The sequence below is a fragment of the Thalassobacillus sp. CUG 92003 genome (assembly GCF_013618635.1).
Classification (GTDB): Bacteria; Bacillota; Bacilli; order Bacillales; family Halobacillaceae; genus CUG-92003.
Genome location: NZ_JABLSJ010000019.1, coordinates 42,567 through 59,276, shown reverse-complemented (window position 1 = coordinate 59,276; position 16,710 = coordinate 42,567). Strand labels below are relative to the sequence as shown.

Here is a 16,710-nt window from a genome sequence, read left to right as displayed (position 1 = left end):
TATAGAAGAAACTGAATTGACGTACTGGTTGGTTTGTTCAGTTTTCAAAGATCGAAAATGCGTTGGCCGCTTCAAAACAGCGACTTAATCAATATACCATGGTGGGCTGTTTAAGTCAACAACTTTTTCATGGATTTTTGCGTTCCGCCGCGTCTCTCTTAATGCGACGTAATATAATTTACCATGCACAATTAGTGAAATCAAGGATATATATTAAAAAAATAAATTCAGATAACTTCAATTTCTATCAAACACAAAAAAGGCCTTGGACTCTAAAGTGAGCCAAGGCCTTTCCCCTTCTATTCTTTGTTCCGCATTTGCGGGAATAGTAAAACGTCACGGATAGACGGAGAGTTGGTCAATAACATGACAATACGATCAATCCCGATGCCCAATCCGCCGGTTGGCGGCATTCCATATTCGAGCGACTCCAGAAAGTCTTCGTCCATCATATGTGCTTCATCGTTTCCTTCTTCCCGTTCCTTGATTTGAGCTTCAAATCGTTGCCGTTGATCGACCGGATCATTCAGTTCAGAGAAAGCATTAGCATGTTCTCGTCCGACAATGAACAACTCGAATCGATCAGTAAACCGCTCATCTTCAGGGTTCTTTTTAGCAAGCGGTGAAATTTCAATCGGATGGCCAAAGACAAATGTGGGTTGAATCAATTTTTCTTCCACAGCTTGTTCAAAGAATTCGTTCACGATATGGCCGAATGTCATGGTATCTTTAATTTCAATTTTGTGTTCATGGGCTAGTGCTTTCGCTTCTTCATCGCTCATGCGTTGCCAGAAATCGACGCCCGTGTATTCTTTGATAACATCTACCATGTGCACGCGGGTCCAGTTCGGCGCCAGGTCCACTTCATGTTCGCCGTAGACAACCTTCGTCGTACCGAGCGCGTCTTCAGTAATATGAGCAATGATATTTTCAGTCAAGTCCATGACATCGTAGTAATCCGCGTAAGCTTCATAGAGCTCCAGCATCGTGAACTCTGGGTTATGCCGTGTCGAAACACCCTCGTTTCTGAAAACACGTCCAATTTCATACACTTTTTCCATACCACCGACGATCAACCGTTTTAAATGCAGCTCAATGGCAATACGCATATAAAGCTCCCGGTCGAGGGCGTTATGGTGCGTAACGAATGGACGAGCGGAGGCTCCCCCGGGAATGCCGTGCATCATTGGGGTTTCGACTTCAAGAAAACCCCGTTCATCTAAATACCGTCTCATCGATTGAATGATTTTACTGCGGGTGATAAACGTATCTCGGCTGCCTGGGTTGGTGATCAGGTCGAGATAACGCTGACGATAACGCTGTTCGACGTCTTTCAAACCGTGGAATTTTTCAGGGAGAGGACGCAATGATTTAGTCAGCATGTGGAATTCATCTGCTTTTACGGAGAGCTCTCCTACTTTAGTTTTGAAAACGACACCTGTGACACCGACAATATCACCTATATCGGCGGTATTGAATAATTCATAAGCGTCTTCCCCGATACGGTCTTTGCGCACATATAATTGAACCTGCCCGCTGAGGTCCTGAATGTGAGCGAAGCCAGCTTTTCCTTTTCCTCGTTTCGTCATGATACGGCCAGCTACGGTCGTTGCAATTTCAGCTTCTTCCAGCTCTTCTTTCGTCTGGTCGTCGTATGCCTTTTGCAAATCTTCAGCTAAATGAGTTCGTTCGAATTTATTACCAAAAGGATCCATCCCCTGAGCTCGATGGGTTTCCATTTTTTCGCGGCGAACACGCATATGCTCATTTAATTCTTCGCTCATCGCGATCACTCCGTTCCATAGATATATAGTCAAACCATTAATCATTAAGCGTTCAAATAAAAACTGCCAGCAAGCACTGGCAGTATAGGACTAACGTTAGTATAGAAAACACTTCATCACGTGTCAACGGCAAGGGGCTTAGGAGAGGTGCCTCCGGCCTTCAATGTGGTTAGCATCGTGATCCTTTATAGCTTTAGTTGTCTCGGCTATGCCTACCGTCCATCATTGCTCATACCATTCAAGTCTTCCATCTTAAACGTCATTCTCTTTCTTAGACATAAGTTCTTCTAACGTAACATTAAGCTGATGTGCAATTTTGTCCAGGACGGGACCGTCTGGCAAGCGGCTCCCTCGCTCCAGTTCACCCAACACAGAGACCGAAACGCCCATTTTATGGGCGAGCTGTATTTGAGTCATCCCTTTCAGCTTTCTGAATCCTTTGATCCGTTTCCCCCATCTTTTTTCTTCCATCGTTTAACTCCTTTTATATCTTCATCGGGTAAATTGTTCAGTAAATCTTTGACCGTGTGATCTTCTGTGACGTTAACCGTCGGGGCTATTTCCGCAAGCGGTACCATGACAAAAGCACGTTCATGCATCCGTGGATGCGGGATCGTTAACCGGTCAGTGTTAACTGTTTCGTTTTGAAACAACAAAATATCAAGGTCAATTGTACGAGGCCCCCATTTGATTACCCGTTTGCGCCCCAGTTCCTGTTCAATCGCCTGACAATGACTGAGCAGCTCCATTGGGCTTAGCGATGTCTGCACGTTAATGACCATATTGAGAAAATCATGTTGATCCTCGTAACCAACTGGCGGTGTTTCATAAACAGCCGACTCCGTCACAACATGAACAGTCTTAAGCTCAGCTAACAAGGCAATTGCATCTGCAAGAAACGCATCACGGGGTGCAATGTTAGATCCGAGTGCAATATAGGCATGTTTCATTATGTTCGGCTCCTGTAAATTTCAACGGCTACAGCATCATAATGGCCCGGAATCGGGGGGTCTGGTTTAATTACCTTCACCTTACACGCCGATAATTTACCAAACGTTCCTAATAATTGCTCAGCGAGTCGTTCTGCCACCGTTTCGACTAAGTTCTTTGCTTCCCCCTCTACGATAGTCCGAGTCACTTGATAAATTTCACCGTAATCAATGGATTCGTTCATATCATCATTGACGGAAGCCGGTTTTAAATCCAATTCAAGTTCCAAATCAACATAAAAACGCTGACCCAGCTTATTCTCTTCGGGGAATAAGCCATGGTACCCGTAGAATTCCATTTGCGTTACATGTATTTTATCCATAGTTATACTCCTTTTCCCAGCATCGCGTCCATCATTTTAGTCATGCGTGCGATCGGTCCCACATCATGAACGCGCACAATATGTACACCTTTCGTCATCCCGAAACAAACGGTCGCGCCCGTTCCTTCCACTCGCTCATCGACAGGCAAGTCAAGAATTTGCCCGATAAATGACTTGCGTGAGCTCCCCAGCAATATCGGAAAGCCAAGTTCACTAAACCGTTCTAAATGTCTCATAACCGTGATGTTATCCTCTGGTGTTTTGGCGAAACCAATCCCGGGGTCGAGTATGATCTGGTCATCGTGGACACCGGCTTGTTGCGCAATGTGAATACTCTCTCTCAAATCTGCGAGCATGTCAGCAATCAGCGCATGGTACTGTTTGTTATCTCGGTTGTGCATTAAAATGATCGGCACTTGCAAATCCGCTGCCACAGAAGCAATAGCCGGATCTTTTTTGGCCCCCCATACATCATTGATGATTGAAGCACCGCTTTGTACAGCTTGACGAGCCACTTGTGACTTATACGTATCGATTGAAATCGGAATCAAGAGTTTATGTGAAATGGCTTCAATGACTGGAAGCACACGTTTAAGCTCCTCTTGGACCCCGACGGGTTTATGGCCCGGCCGCGTCGATTCACCTCCGACATCTATAATATGAGCGCCCGCTTCTTCCAGCTTTAAGGCTTGAACGACAGCTTCGTCTACACGATTATAATGCCCACCGTCTGAAAATGAATCTGGCGTCACATTTAAGATGCCCATAACCAATGTTTCCTGATCCATATTATAATGTTTCACACCTGTTTTAAGTTGAAATGCCATGATGCATGAGCTCCTTATTTACGATTGAATCCTTTTCTCCTATTTTACAACATTGTTGAACATCTATCATGCCTAAACGTAAAACAATGATGTCCCGGTACACGATTTCGTAAAAAAACTGTCTCACAAACACGTGTGAGACAGCTTTGAATCGAGTGATTCCATTATTCATCATCAAATTGATACAACGGTGTGGAAAGATAACGCTCACCATTACTCGGAATGATGGCGACCACTTTCTTACCTGCGCCCAATTCTTTGGCAACTTGTTTGGCAGCGTGAATGGCAGCGCCGGAAGAAATACCTCCCAAAATGCCATCCTTGCGTGCAGCTTCTCTCGCTGCTTCATAGGATGCTTCGTTGGAAACTTGAATGACTTCATCATAGATATCCGTATCTAAAATGCTGGGCACGAAGCCAGCGCCAATTCCTTGAATTTTATGAGGTCCCGGTTCGCCGCCTGACAAGACAGGGGAAGCTTCGGGTTCAACCGCGTAAATCTTCACGTTCGGGTAATGCTTTCGGAGTACTTTGCCAGCACCCGTGATGGTTCCACCTGTTCCGATCCCAGAGATAAAGGCATCGAGTTGATCACCCATTTGTTCGACGAGTTCAGGACCCGTTGTCTGTTCGTGAACTTCAGGGTTTGCTTCGTTATTGAACTGCTGAGGCATGAAGTAACCGTGTTTTTCCTGCAGTTCGGTTGCTTTTTTAATCGCGCCTTTCATGCCATCACTGCCCGGTGTCAACACAAGCTCAGCCCCATAAGCACGCAGTAAGTTACGGCGTTCCTGACTCATGGTGTCCGGCATAACGAGCAACGTTTTATAACCTTTCGCTGCTGCGACCATCGCAATACCGATACCTGTGTTACCACTCGTCGGCTCGATGATTGTATCGCCTGCTTTAAGCGCTCCTTTTTCCTCACCTTTTTCGATCATGGCAAGGGCAATACGGTCCTTGACGGAGCTGCCGGGATTCATAAATTCGAGTTTCAAATAAATATCGGCACTGCCTTCGTCTGCACTCCCGTTCAGTTTCACAACCGGTGTTTGACCGATCAATTCGTTGATATTATTCGCAATTCTCATTTCCTCACTCCTAAAACCAAGTATTTTAATAGGATTTGTTTCTAATTTACTTAACATAAGCTAAATTGTCAAACTTTTTCAACTATATAATTACAATAACTTTATTTCATTACAGCGTCCACTATTACGTGAGGTGCTCCCTTTATTCCGTCCCGGATATCGACTTGAGGTTCTGTAAATCCTGGACATTGAATTGATAATCTTCATTACAAAAGTGACACTTTGCTTCTGCTCCTTGGTCTTCTTCAATCATACGTTGAATCTCCTCATCTCCGAGGCTCGCAATCGCTGTTTCCACACGTTCTCTGGAGCATTGGCACTTGAATTGGATCGGCACTGTATCCAGCACCTCGACGTTCCCCTCTCCTAAAACGTGATGCAACATTTCCTCTGGACTGTGTCCATCACGAACCAGAGAGGAGATGGGAGACATGGCGCCTAACTTCTGCTCGATGCTGTCGATCAACTCATCATCAGCCCCTGGCATCATTTGCACGATGAATCCTCCTGAGGCCAAAATGCTATGATCGGTGTCAACCAGAACGCCAGCCCCTACAGCTGAGGGTATTTGCTCGGAGTTGACAAAATAATAGGTGAAATCTTCACTGATTTCTCCGGTTACAAGCGGAACCTGCCCTGTAAAATGATCGCGCATGCCCAAGTCCTTCACGACGCTCAACGTGCCGTTTGTCCCTACAGCTCGTGCAACATCTAACTTTCCAGCTACATTCAAATCAAAATCGACGTGAGGGTTTCCAACGTAACCGCGAACATTCCCGTTAGCATCCGAGTCGGCAATGATCGCCCCGATTGGTCCGTCACCTTCAACTTTGATCGTCAATTTATCCTTACCTTTCAACATGACCCCCATCATCGCGCTGATGGTCAGCGTACGCCCTAATGCGGCTGACGCTGTCGCCCATGTATCCTGCCGTTGTTGCGCTTCACTTACAGCACGCGTCGATTGGATGGCATAAGCGCGCACCTTCCCTTCAAAAGCCGTTGCGCGGACTAAATAGTCTGACATAACTCATCATTCTCCTTTACAACCTCTTTCACTTATTGCGCCTATTTTAATCGACGCTTAAACCTTTTTCATTCAATCTGTCTCGTTTTAACTGAACCCACACTTTCATCATACAAAAAAGCGCGTAACGCCGCAAAAAATCACGCTGCCCTTTGCCGAGCAGCGTGATCTCATGATAGTTTTACCTGTTATCGTTTCGATCGTTCGTCTCATCATCTGATCCATGCGTTTCTTCATGTTCGCGTTCTTCTTCGTGTTCCTCGTTTTCTTCACGAGCTTCTTCATCTTCTTTTGATTGGATGTTTACACGAACATCTTTGTCGTCTTTACCTTCTTTTTCTTCTTCACCTGTCAGGTTCACGACATCTTTATTATTTTTCCTAGCGATTTCCTCCAGTTCTTCTAGTTCTGGAAGGCGTCCTTTGTCAAATAGATACCTGATTTGAGTAGCATCAAGCGTTTCAACATCAAGCAACGTTTTCGCCAGTAATTCTAATTTATCTTTGTTTTCGGTCAGAATGTTCATAGCGCGATCGTAACACTCTTTAATAAAGTTCTGAACTTCTTTATCAATTTCATAAGCGATTTGATCACTATAATTCTGCTCGTTTTGAATATCGCGTCCTAAGAAGACCTGGCCTTGAGAATTGGAACCGAACTGAAGCGGACCAAGTTTTTCACTCATCCCGTATTCGGTCACCATCTTGCGAGCGATACTTGTGGCACGTTGGAAGTCATTGTGCGCGCCGGTACTCGCTTCACCAAAGATGATTTCTTCAGCTACACGACCTCCTAAGAGTCCTGTGATTTTATCAAACAACTCAGGTTTGGTCATGAAGTAGCGATCTTCACGAGGAAGCATCACAGCGTAACCGCCAGCCTGACCACGCGGAACAATCGTCACTTTGTGCACCATATCCGCATCGTCCAGCACCATGCCAATAACGGTATGACCACTTTCATGGAAGGCAACGATGTTGCGTTCTTTTTCAGAAATAACACGGCTCTTCTTCGCTGGTCCAGCTATCACGCGGTCAATGGCTTCGTCGACATCTTCCATATCAATTGCTTGCTTATCAGAACGGGCTGCAACCAGAGCAGCTTCGTTCAATAGGTTCTCAAGGTCAGCACCCGAGAACCCTGGTGTGCGCATAGCAATGGTTTTGACATCTACGTTGTCGCTCATTGGTTTGTTTTTAGCATGAACAGCCAGGACTTCCTGTCGTCCTTTGACATCAGGTCGATCTACCGTTATCTGACGGTCGAAACGCCCTGGACGAAGTAAGGCTGGGTCAAGAATATCAGGACGGTTCGTTGCAGCAATGATGATAATGCCTTCATTTGCGCCAAATCCGTCCATTTCGACTAGTAATTGGTTCAAGGTTTGTTCACGTTCATCGTGACCGCCGCCAAGTCCAGCTCCACGCTGGCGGCCGACAGCATCAAGTTCATCAATGAAAATGATGCCCGGGGCATTTTTCTTAGCGTTTTCAAACAAGTCACGGACACGTGAAGCACCAACACCGACGAACATTTCAACGAAATCAGAACCACTGATTGAGAAGAATGGAACGCCAGCTTCACCTGCTACAGCACGTGCAAGCAAGGTTTTACCTGTTCCGGGCGGCCCTACAAGCAGGACACCTTTCGGAATGCGGGCGCCTACCTGAGAGAATTTACGCGGATCTTTGAGGAAATCGACGACTTCCACAAGCTCCTGCTTCTCTTCATCGGCTCCGGCTACGTCCTTAAAGCGGACTTTCTTTTTATCTTCACTGTACATCTTCGCCTTACTTTTACCAAAGTTCATCACTCGGCTTCCGCCGCCTTGAGCCTGGTTAAGCAGGAAGAAGAATAGAATAAAGATGATGACAAATGGAATCATCGTGGTCAAGAACGAGACAAAGGCACTCGGCTGTTCTTCCTCTTCAACCGTTAACGTGCTTTGTTCTTGAGCCTGTTGGGTAATATCGGAAATGACCTGTTCATTCTGAGGTATCTTTGATGTGAATGAATTGTCTTCTCCTTCACCAGCGAGCTGACCCGTAACCTGGATCACCCCATTAACAGGCTTGATCGTCATCTCTTCAATCTCACCATTGTTTAATTTATTATAAAACTCATTAACATTTAACGATGTTTCTGGCTCACCTTGTCCTCTAAATAGACCGACCACGCCGATAACTACGAGGAAGATAAGTAAATAAAATATAGTATTACGAAATATCCGATTCATTGCCTACCTCCTCCCAAGCAAGAAAAACTCTATAAAATAGTACCACACTAAAAACTGGCTTCACAACTAATTCCCCTTACATTTTATGTGATGGATGAGTCCTTATTACTCAAGTGTTTTTCAACCGCCGTATACCTCTGGCTTCAACACCCCGATATACGGAAGATTACGATATTTTTCCTGATAGTCGAGACCATAGCCCACCACAAATTCATTAGGGACTTCAAAACCTATGATATCCGCTTTAACATGGGCGTTACGTCCGGTCGGTTTATCCAGCAGGGTCACAATTTTTATGGAATTCGCTTTGCGGTATTTAAATAAATCCACGAGGTAACTCAAAGTCAAGCCACTGTCAATGATGTCCTCAATGATGAGCAGATCACGACCTTCCACTTGTGTATCAAGGTCCTTAACAATTTTAACTTCACCTGAGGATTTCATTTCACCATTATAGCTGGAAACATCCATGAAATCCATTTCCAAATGTGTATTGACCCGTTTCAACAGGTCCCCCATAAAGGGCAGTGCACCTTTCAGAACGCCTATGGCCAGAGGGAACTTCCCTTCGTACTCTTCGGTCAATTGCATCCCAATCTCTTCACACTTCGACTGGATTTCGTCTTGAGAGATCAGGATATGTTCAATTTCATTATGCATCTCCGCTCCTCCTACAAATCTTTTTCCCTTTTGTGATAATGTAATCGAAGCCATGTGCCAGCTGTTGCTGTCTTCCATGCTTCACCCTTTTTCAAACCGGCTATCCAAAGAATGTTCCCATTGGCGTCGGTTATGATAGGCCAAGTCTTCCGTTTAGCAGCTGGAATTTTTTCATCAATAAAAATATCCTTTACTTTTTTGGACCCTTTCATTCCCATCGGGCGGATTCTATCTCCATCTTTGCGCGTTCGAACATATAACGGGAAGCTCACGTGATGCGAATCACATAGATAAACAAACGGTCCTTCTTGTTTATCAAGCTCCTCCGTCAAATCAGCACGAAGTCTGGATCCGTCCGGAAGTCGTACTTCTTCACCTGCCTGGAGCCTGTACGCATAGCTTTCCGGCTCCTGTACAGATGTAAATTGGAAGATACCGTGGTCATATTCCCGAATCAGATGTAGACCATTCGGAAAATCCAATGACACATTCGGTTTTTCGCTGCTTAACAACAAAAAAAACGACTCCTCATGTGCGTAGGAAAGTTCGGGAGCAGCTCCACGGAAAAGATAATTTAATATTAGATGAAAGGCACGCCTTTGTAAAGCAAACGGAAACGCTGAAAACTCAGGAATTTTCAATTCAACTTTTACCGGTTTTTCAGTGAATGTAACCGAGGAGTCCAGAACCTTCTCCGCCTGGGAGTCAAGGTATTCTTCCTCTGCTCGAACGCGCTCGCTATACGATTGAATATGCCTATGTAACTGAGGATTTTGTGTTTTTAAAAACGGCAACACTTGGAGACGAAACGCATTCCGTGTATAGGCTGGATCTTGATTAGTGGGATCTTCTCGATAATCGATGTGATGACTGGCACAGTATTGCAGGATATCCTGCTTAGAAACACTCAGGAAAGGACGAATCAACCGGCCTCTTCCAAATGGCCGTGCGATGGGCATCCCTGTCACCGCTCCCGATCGGGAACGTTGGACAAGCCGCATCAACACCGTTTCAATTTGATCGTCGCCGTGGTGACCTAAAGCAAGTACATCCGCTTGGTAGGTATTCATCACCCTATTGAAGACTTGATACCGCAGTTCGCGTGCCGCTTCTTGTGTACCCTTTCCATGTTGTTGCTTATACCAAGCAACATCGACAGACATATCTACAAAGTCGATATTCCATTCACGGCAAACATCCTTTACAAATTGTACATCCGCTCTCGATTGATCCCCCCTCAGTTGATGATCTACAGACACCGCCATAATGCGCAGCCTCCATTGCGAGCGAATCGAAGAAAGATAATGAAGCAGCGCCAATGAGTCTGCACCACCGGATACAGCAACGAGAACGGTTTCTCCTGAATGTAATATGCCGTGCCGGCGGATAAATAAATCAACCGATTCCTTCATTGGTTTCCACTCCAAATGATTGCATGATCAATACTGAACACCATTATATATCGTATCATTATTTTCTTGCTTACTGCAAAAGTTATTGACTTTAAAAACGCATTAAAACTGAAATCAAATAAAAAATAACAGCGAACATGGAGGTGGCGCCTATCTCATACCAATGAAACGCTTTCTCGTTCGCCCGTTTCCGGCCCACTCTGGTGTTCTCCTTGGGAAGGGCCATCATCTGATCCACCACATCCTTTTTCATGTGAGATGCAGATTGGTAGTCTCCGCGCCAGCACTTCATCATTAAAGATTTATACGCTTTTAACGACGGAGCTGCCTCTAATTTCTGATACAACGTTTTTCTCGGATCCTTGCCTCGTTCAAATCGTTTTGGGTAAGCAGTCTCAAGCATCACCATCGTCAGGGCGAATAAGTCATAGGTCGGCTCCGCTTTTCTGCTGCCCATTTGCCAATAACCACGGTCATAGAATTCCGTGTATTCTTTGATGGCGTTCCCCTTGGCTGTCACCCCGCCGACATCTATCCATCTCACGTGAGCTGGAGAACCCGTCACCAGCAAGTTGTCGGATTTCAAGTCGCCAAAGATGTAGCCAGCCTGATGGAGGTTCTCTAGTTCACTTAAAAGCTGCATGATAAAAACACCCAGCCACTCCTGCTTCTTACCTGTCAAAAATTGAGCGACCGATTTGCCTTGTAAGTATTCCATCACATAGTAAGACAAGGGGCCGTATCCGGGCCGTTCCCAGTCATCGACATCGACGAAAGAAGGTCCAAGGTGTTGCCCTTGGACCTTACGGAACTTCTTCAATATGTTAACTTCACTCGTTATTCGTGTCCGATCACTGCTCAGTTTCAAAGCAAAACGGACCGCCTTATGCTCACACAAGTACACGGTCCCACACGCGCCAGATCCCAGCTTTCCAACGATCCGATAAGACTGTTTATGCCATTTCCCTGTGATCACCGTTCCATAAGCAAGCTCAGGAGCCTGATTCTTCGAATGGTTCATCGTTTCTCATCCCTCTGAACAATCGTTTTTTACCAAACTGATACAAAGATTCCTTGAGCGCAGGACCTGTCGGGGTCATGCCACCGCTTGAAATCTTCGGAAACACTTTGTCAATGGCATCCAAGTCAGGGGTCCAGGCCACAAGCTGGGATATGGTTTTCTTTTTATGCGGAAAGGTATAGACGCTGAAGCTGTTTTTCCCTGTCCGTGCATTGAGACTCAGAGACAAATCAAGTAACGCATCTTTAACAGTCGGCAATTTATGCTGCATACTTGCACTCGTATCAACCAGTACGAGCACTTCCAATTGTGATGTCTCACCTAAATCATCCACCACTTCCATCACTTCACCCCGTTGTTCCGGTGGAAGATCTTCTAAGGTTTGTCCTTTCCCGAGAATTTCTTGAAGCTCTTGATTCACGACACCTTGCAGGGTTTGGGTCATCGCCTGACGTGTCACCATTTGAACCGTTTGGGACAGCGCTTTTTGATAAACGATCTGGCTGACTCCGCCCCCCGCTTCTGCAATAGACTCCACTTCGTCAAGACCTTTAGGCTGCTCCGTCTGCGTGTCATCCAGAACACCGATGACATTGACGGTCACGCCTTGATTGTACGCTAATGCCGCCACAGCAATAGGATCCTCGCCGTGGTTGGAACATCCATCCGTCAACAATAAGATTTGTTTGATTTTCCCATTTTTCATCCTGCATCCCTCCTGTTTCCGTTACCTCCATCATCGCCGAAAATAGAGAGGGATATACGTTTTATCTTGCTTGTTTCTGACCGACTTGTATGGCAGCCCATTCTGGAATGTGATGGTCAATACGCGCTACGAGCACCGTAATATCATCCACGATCCCGCCTGATTGGGAACGAATGACTTCTTCTAACAACACATCAGCAATCGTCTGAGGGTCTTCACTGTTGATTTCTCTGATTTTACGCTTTAACCATAACTCCACATTTTCCACATGCTTGGGACCCTCCATCATCCCATCACTCATCATGATCAACAGATCGCCTGATTTCAGCTGTTCGCTGATCATATCAACATCTACATCTTGAATAATGCCCATCGGCAGATTTCCGGACTCCACCGTTAAAATTTTCGACCCTCTCTTAATAAAACTAGGTGTACTGCCAATTTTAATAAATTTCGAACTTGCCTGATGCAGGTCAATAATGGCTAAATCAAGCGTGGAGAAGATTTCATCACTTGTCCGTAACGCCAGAATCGAGTTGATCGATTGAATAGCCACCTCCTCTTTGATCCCGGATTGCAAGATTTGTTTCAATAACCTCAGCGTCTCCACGCTTTCTTCATGAGCCCGTTCTCCATTCCCCATTCCATCACTGATAGCAAGCGCAAATTTACCGGTTCCCAGTTCCATAACCGAATAGCTGTCCCCGGAGACAAAACCGCCCCCTTTGGCAGCATGGGCTACGCCGGAGGTAATTTTGAACTGCTGGGCAGAACGAAATTCTAAGTGACATCGGCCGCTCGGAAACGGTGAGATATCCTCCTGGCTCACAATCACAGTCTCTTCTAATATATCCGATAACACCGGTGCAATCAGTTTGGCCCCCTCGCCACGATAATCATCGATCAAGACATCCATTTCAATATCAACGCTGCCGGGTTCCAACGTATAGATATCGAGTTTTTCAATATCGAACCCCATTTTTTCCAGCGCGTCATGAATGTAATGCTCTTGATGCTCGTGGTGCTCCCGTTCTTTGACGATTTCATTAGCAAAATTCTCCATGACTTCAGAAACACCACGCAATTGATCAGACACGAACCGCCTGCTTTCCAACACCTGTTTCTTCAATTGCTGATTCGCCTGGTAAAACGATAACTCATGCTTCATCGTGTCAATCAACTTCTGCGGTTTTACACAGTATTGCTCCACATCCTTTCGCATCACCCGTGAGGGCTCATTTTGTTGATCGAGCTCCATCATCAAATCTGACATTAACCCATACGTCTCATCGAATTGCCGCGCCCAACATTTATCTTTTTTAAAGCACGTCTGACAGGTTTTTTCTGTAACGTGACTCAGAAAATAATCAAATTCCTTTTCCTCCTGGTGATCAGCTTGCTTGTCCAAATGCGAAAAACTACGCGAGAGCGCCTGGAACACATCAGAAAACTTCCCGACCCGAACAGCCGTCACATCCCTCACCTTTTGCAAATACTGCTCCTGTTCATGCGTATGCTCCTGCGTACCTGGTACATAACGGGACAGCGTTCGAATCCAACGCTCCGGGGTTACCAAAAATAAACAGACCGCTGCCCCCGATTCCCACATGGACGTCGCAAGTCCGGATGTCTCAACCCCATAGATCGTAATCAGCAAGGTTCCGACCAGCAAACCAGCACTGACGCCCAGCTTCTTCCCTTCTTTCAATAAACCGCCAAGTAACCCTGCAAACGCAAGCAAACTCATTTGATAAAATTGAGCGACACTGGCCAAGGTTAATACTAATCCGGTCACAACCCCGACGGTGGCTCCGATTGCAGCTCCACCAATATAAGCTAAAAATAAAACCAGGTAACGGGAAAGAACCTGTTCAATCGCAATGCCTTGCACCTGCCAGCCGATCGTCCCCGTTAATATAGAAGCTAATAATATGATCATGCACACGATCTCTTCGTTTTTTAATGCCGGCCGATATTTTTTTGGTGATATCAAAGGAAGACTTTGCATAAATATAAGGACAAGGATGGCACTTAAAACGCCTTCAGCCCCGACTAGTACTAAATCATACAGCTCCCAACGATCCAGTAACGCGAGCGTAATCATCCGGGGAACCACACAAGCTAATAAAGCCATCCAGGGAAGCAGCTTCTGAGGCTGCTTAGCTTTATGTAAAATCATCGCTGTCCCCATGAATGTCAGAGCGGACCCCGCCACAAAGGCGGCCTGGCCAACTCCCACAGTGACGGCTCCGCCAATCATAAACAATAAGACAGGTACGACCATAGACCGCCTCATCCACCACACTGACGCAATCAGCGCCACTCCAAACGGCGCCATGGAAGAAAGGATTACAGCTCGTCCCAGCAACAAAGCGATTATCATTAAGAGTACTCCCTTATCAATGAGCACATAGGAAAGCTTGTTCAGAAGCTTTCTAGACATCGCATGTGCTGAGTTGAATCCCCACGTTAAACGCCTTTCCGCACGATTTCTCACCGTTCCTTGCATGATCACCACTCCTTTTAAGTTATTCTCATTAAATCACAGAAAACTTAAACAATTTGTCAAAACAACAAAACTGCCGTAACCAAAAGTTCGACTACGTTCCCGGTTTAAAGTCGTTTTGTTAAAAATTGCTCGAAGGGACCACTATAACGAGCGAAATGATACCATTTCCAGGTCGAATACTCATGTGAACACCCGTTTATGTGGAAGAAAAATGTCAGGAAGAACTGAGCATAAAATCCCCTTTTTCCAGCAAGCTAGAGAATAGAGTCGTTTGGAAAGAGGGATCTTTGTGGAAAGTGCCTGGATTTCAATCCTACCGTTTCTTGTCGTTATACCTGTTGCCATTATTACCAAACAAGTTCTTCCCGGGTTAGCGCTTGGCTTATTGACAGGCGCTTATTTAGTTGAACCCCATTTACTCGGAGGAATCCAGAAGGCGTTGGAATATGTCGTAGTAAGTCTGCAGGATGAAAGCAATATCAAAATCATTGCTTTCCTCTATATATTCTCTGGGCTTGTCGGAGTCATACGAATATCGGGGGGAATAAAAGGATTTGTCGAAGAGGCGTCTGAACGTATTCAAACGAAACGGGGCGCACTGTTTTTGACATGGATTTCAACCCTCGGTACATTCAGTGCCCCGAACTTTCGCATTGTGACGGTAGCGCCTATTATGCGAGCGTTACTAAAAAAGATAAGCATGTCCAAACAAGAATTAGCGTTTGTAATTGAAACGACAGCTGCTCCGTTGATTGTCTTAATTCCTATCGCCACAGCATCAGTGGGCTACATGGTATCGGTAATCGAGCTTTCCTTGAATAACGAAGGGATAGAAGCCGATGCCTATCAACTTTTCATTCAAAGCATCCCCTTCAACTTTTTTTCTATCGTCATGATCCTGATCGGCATCTATCTGAGCTTTTTCCATCATTCCGACAAGCCGCAAACAGATGTCGGCGGCACGAGTAAAGAGGTGAAAGAGGAAGACGATGAGAACGACTGGCGAGATTGCCACCCGGCTGTATCAAAAGAACTCCCGGCACGTCCCTGGAACTTAGTCATTCCGCTCATCCTGATCATCGGCCTTACGCTGTTTCTGACCTGGTGGGACGGGTCGCGTGAAACGAACGGTTTCTTTCAAGCGTTTATCGAAGCGGATGTATTGAATGCGATGGTGCTCGCACTCATTATTACGTTGATCGTGACGTTAGTGTTTCTGCGTTTTCAACACAATAAATTAAAAGAGATGATGACGCATTTTATCCATGGCGGTAATGAGTTGATGGCCGTTATTTTACTTTTGGCTATTGTGTGGGGACTGGCTACGGCGACAGAAGATTTGGGCTTCTCAGGGTTTGTGACAACTAACGTGAATTGGATCCCTTCTATGCTCATCCCACCTGTGTTGTTTTTGTTAGGTTCCCTTGTTTCGTATTTCATTGGATCATCCTGGGGCACCTGGGGGATCATCATGCCGTTGGCTATCTCTCTCGGCCACACATCGGGCGCTTCGCTACCCCTCGTAATTGGTGCCGTATTCGCTAGCGGGGCATTTGGCGCTTTCGCCTCCCCTCTTAGTGACAATACGAATACCATTGCGAAAATTTTGAACTTGGAAGTGATCCAATACGCACGATTCAAATTGGGGCCTGCACTGATAGCCGTTGGAATAGCGACCGTCCTTTACGGCGTGGCCACGTTTATTTTCTCCTAAGAAAGGATGTTTTTGCCTGGGATGGTGCGTAGATTTTCAAATACTTATTGACACCATTTTGCACATGGTGTACTATATTTTTTGTGACTTCAACAAGTCATTTGGCGGTGTAGCTCAGCTGGCGAGAGCGTACGGTTCATACCCGTGAGGTCGGGGGTTCGATCCCCTCCACCGCCACTCTACATAATTTTACGAGTCTGGCCCGTTGGTCAAGCGGTTAAGACACTGCCCTTTCACGGCAGTAACACGGGTTCGAGTCCCGTACGGGTCATCGCACCACATTTTTGTCCTGAATCACGCTACCTTTTAAAGGTAGCGTGATTTTTTTTTGTCATCTAAGCTTTGCCTAGGAGTTCTTTTAAAAGAATAGGTTTCGAGATTTAAAGGAACTGCGGGTAGTAGTCACTTCAC

At 45.7% G+C, this 16,710-nt stretch carries 14 protein-coding genes and 2 tRNA genes; 3 read left to right on the top strand and 13 right to left on the bottom strand.

The features are described 5' to 3' along the window. Positions 1 to 299: 299 nt before the first annotated feature. The 13 genes from lysS to spoIIE form a co-directional block, all read right to left on the bottom strand. Positions 300 to 1,784 (bottom strand): lysine--tRNA ligase, encoded by a 1,485-nt coding sequence (lysS, locus tag HOP45_RS19810; protein WP_181351191.1) that lies wholly within the window; start codon positions 1,782 to 1,784, stop codon positions 300 to 302. A gap of 252 nt (positions 1,785 to 2,036) precedes the next feature. Beyond that, a complete protein-coding gene (locus HOP45_RS19805) occupies positions 2,037 to 2,255 on the bottom strand; it encodes a helix-turn-helix domain-containing protein (protein ID WP_181351190.1) in 219 nt (72 codons plus the stop codon). After that, entirely contained in the window at positions 2,207 to 2,734 is a 528-nt protein-coding gene (folK, locus tag HOP45_RS19800; protein WP_181351188.1) for a 2-amino-4-hydroxy-6-hydroxymethyldihydropteridine diphosphokinase, read from the bottom strand. The genes HOP45_RS19805 and folK overlap by 49 nt, the downstream gene beginning before the upstream one ends. Then, positions 2,734 to 3,096 (bottom strand): dihydroneopterin aldolase, encoded by a 363-nt coding sequence (gene folB / locus HOP45_RS19795; RefSeq protein ID WP_181351186.1) that lies wholly within the window; start codon positions 3,094 to 3,096, stop codon positions 2,734 to 2,736. The genes folK and folB overlap by 1 nt, the downstream gene beginning before the upstream one ends. Before the next feature lie 2 nt (positions 3,097 to 3,098). Then, positions 3,099 to 3,923, bottom strand: coding sequence for a dihydropteroate synthase (gene folP, locus HOP45_RS19790; RefSeq protein WP_181351184.1), 825 nt, complete (start codon positions 3,921 to 3,923; stop codon positions 3,099 to 3,101). A gap of 164 nt (positions 3,924 to 4,087) precedes the next feature. Next, the gene (gene cysK / locus HOP45_RS19785) at positions 4,088 to 5,014 is read right to left on the bottom strand and encodes a cysteine synthase A (RefSeq protein WP_181351183.1); all 927 of its coding nucleotides are present in this window, start codon (positions 5,012 to 5,014) and stop codon (positions 4,088 to 4,090) included. 142 nt (positions 5,015 to 5,156) lie between these two features. Then, a complete protein-coding gene (gene hslO, locus HOP45_RS19780) occupies positions 5,157 to 6,041 on the bottom strand; it encodes an Hsp33 family molecular chaperone HslO (protein WP_181351182.1) in 885 nt (294 codons plus the stop codon). Positions 6,042 to 6,222: 181 nt separating this feature from the next. Next, entirely contained in the window at positions 6,223 to 8,277 is a 2,055-nt protein-coding gene (gene ftsH / locus HOP45_RS19775) for an ATP-dependent zinc metalloprotease FtsH (RefSeq protein ID WP_181351180.1), read from the bottom strand. Positions 8,278 to 8,397: 120 nt separating this feature from the next. Continuing rightward, entirely contained in the window at positions 8,398 to 8,937 is a 540-nt protein-coding gene (hpt, locus tag HOP45_RS19770; RefSeq protein ID WP_181351178.1) for a hypoxanthine phosphoribosyltransferase, read from the bottom strand. An 11-nt stretch (positions 8,938 to 8,948) separates the two neighbouring features. Further along, positions 8,949 to 10,349, bottom strand: a complete 1,401-nt coding sequence (gene tilS, locus HOP45_RS19765) for a tRNA lysidine(34) synthetase TilS (RefSeq protein WP_181351176.1) — start codon at positions 10,347 to 10,349, stop codon at positions 8,949 to 8,951. A gap of 91 nt (positions 10,350 to 10,440) precedes the next feature. Further along, on the bottom strand, positions 10,441 to 11,370 hold the full coding sequence (locus tag HOP45_RS19760) for a serine/threonine protein kinase (RefSeq protein WP_181351173.1): 930 nt from the start codon (positions 11,368 to 11,370) through the stop codon (positions 10,441 to 10,443). After that, positions 11,342 to 12,076 carry a VWA domain-containing protein gene (locus HOP45_RS19755; RefSeq protein ID WP_181351172.1) on the bottom strand — a complete coding sequence of 245 codons (735 nt, stop codon included), beginning with the start codon at positions 12,074 to 12,076 and terminating at the stop codon, positions 11,342 to 11,344. Before HOP45_RS19755 ends, HOP45_RS19760 begins: the two co-directional genes overlap by 29 nt. A gap of 61 nt (positions 12,077 to 12,137) precedes the next feature. Continuing rightward, complete coding sequence (gene spoIIE / locus HOP45_RS19750) at positions 12,138 to 14,585, bottom strand: stage II sporulation protein E (RefSeq protein ID WP_181351170.1); 2,448 nt, start codon at positions 14,583 to 14,585, stop codon at positions 12,138 to 12,140. Between the two features lie 289 nt (positions 14,586 to 14,874). Between spoIIE and HOP45_RS19745 the strand changes: the two genes are divergently transcribed. The 3 genes from HOP45_RS19745 to HOP45_RS19735 all read left to right on the top strand — a co-directional run bounded on the left by HOP45_RS19745 (position 14,875) and on the right by HOP45_RS19735 (position 16,570). Then, positions 14,875 to 16,299 (top strand): Na+/H+ antiporter NhaC family protein, encoded by a 1,425-nt coding sequence (locus HOP45_RS19745; RefSeq protein WP_181351168.1) that lies wholly within the window; start codon positions 14,875 to 14,877, stop codon positions 16,297 to 16,299. A 103-nt stretch (positions 16,300 to 16,402) separates the two neighbouring features. Next, positions 16,403 to 16,476 (top strand) — tRNA-Met (locus tag HOP45_RS19740). A gap of 22 nt (positions 16,477 to 16,498) precedes the next feature. Continuing rightward, a tRNA-Glu gene (locus tag HOP45_RS19735) sits at positions 16,499 to 16,570 on the top strand. Positions 16,571 to 16,710: the final 140 nt, after the last annotated feature.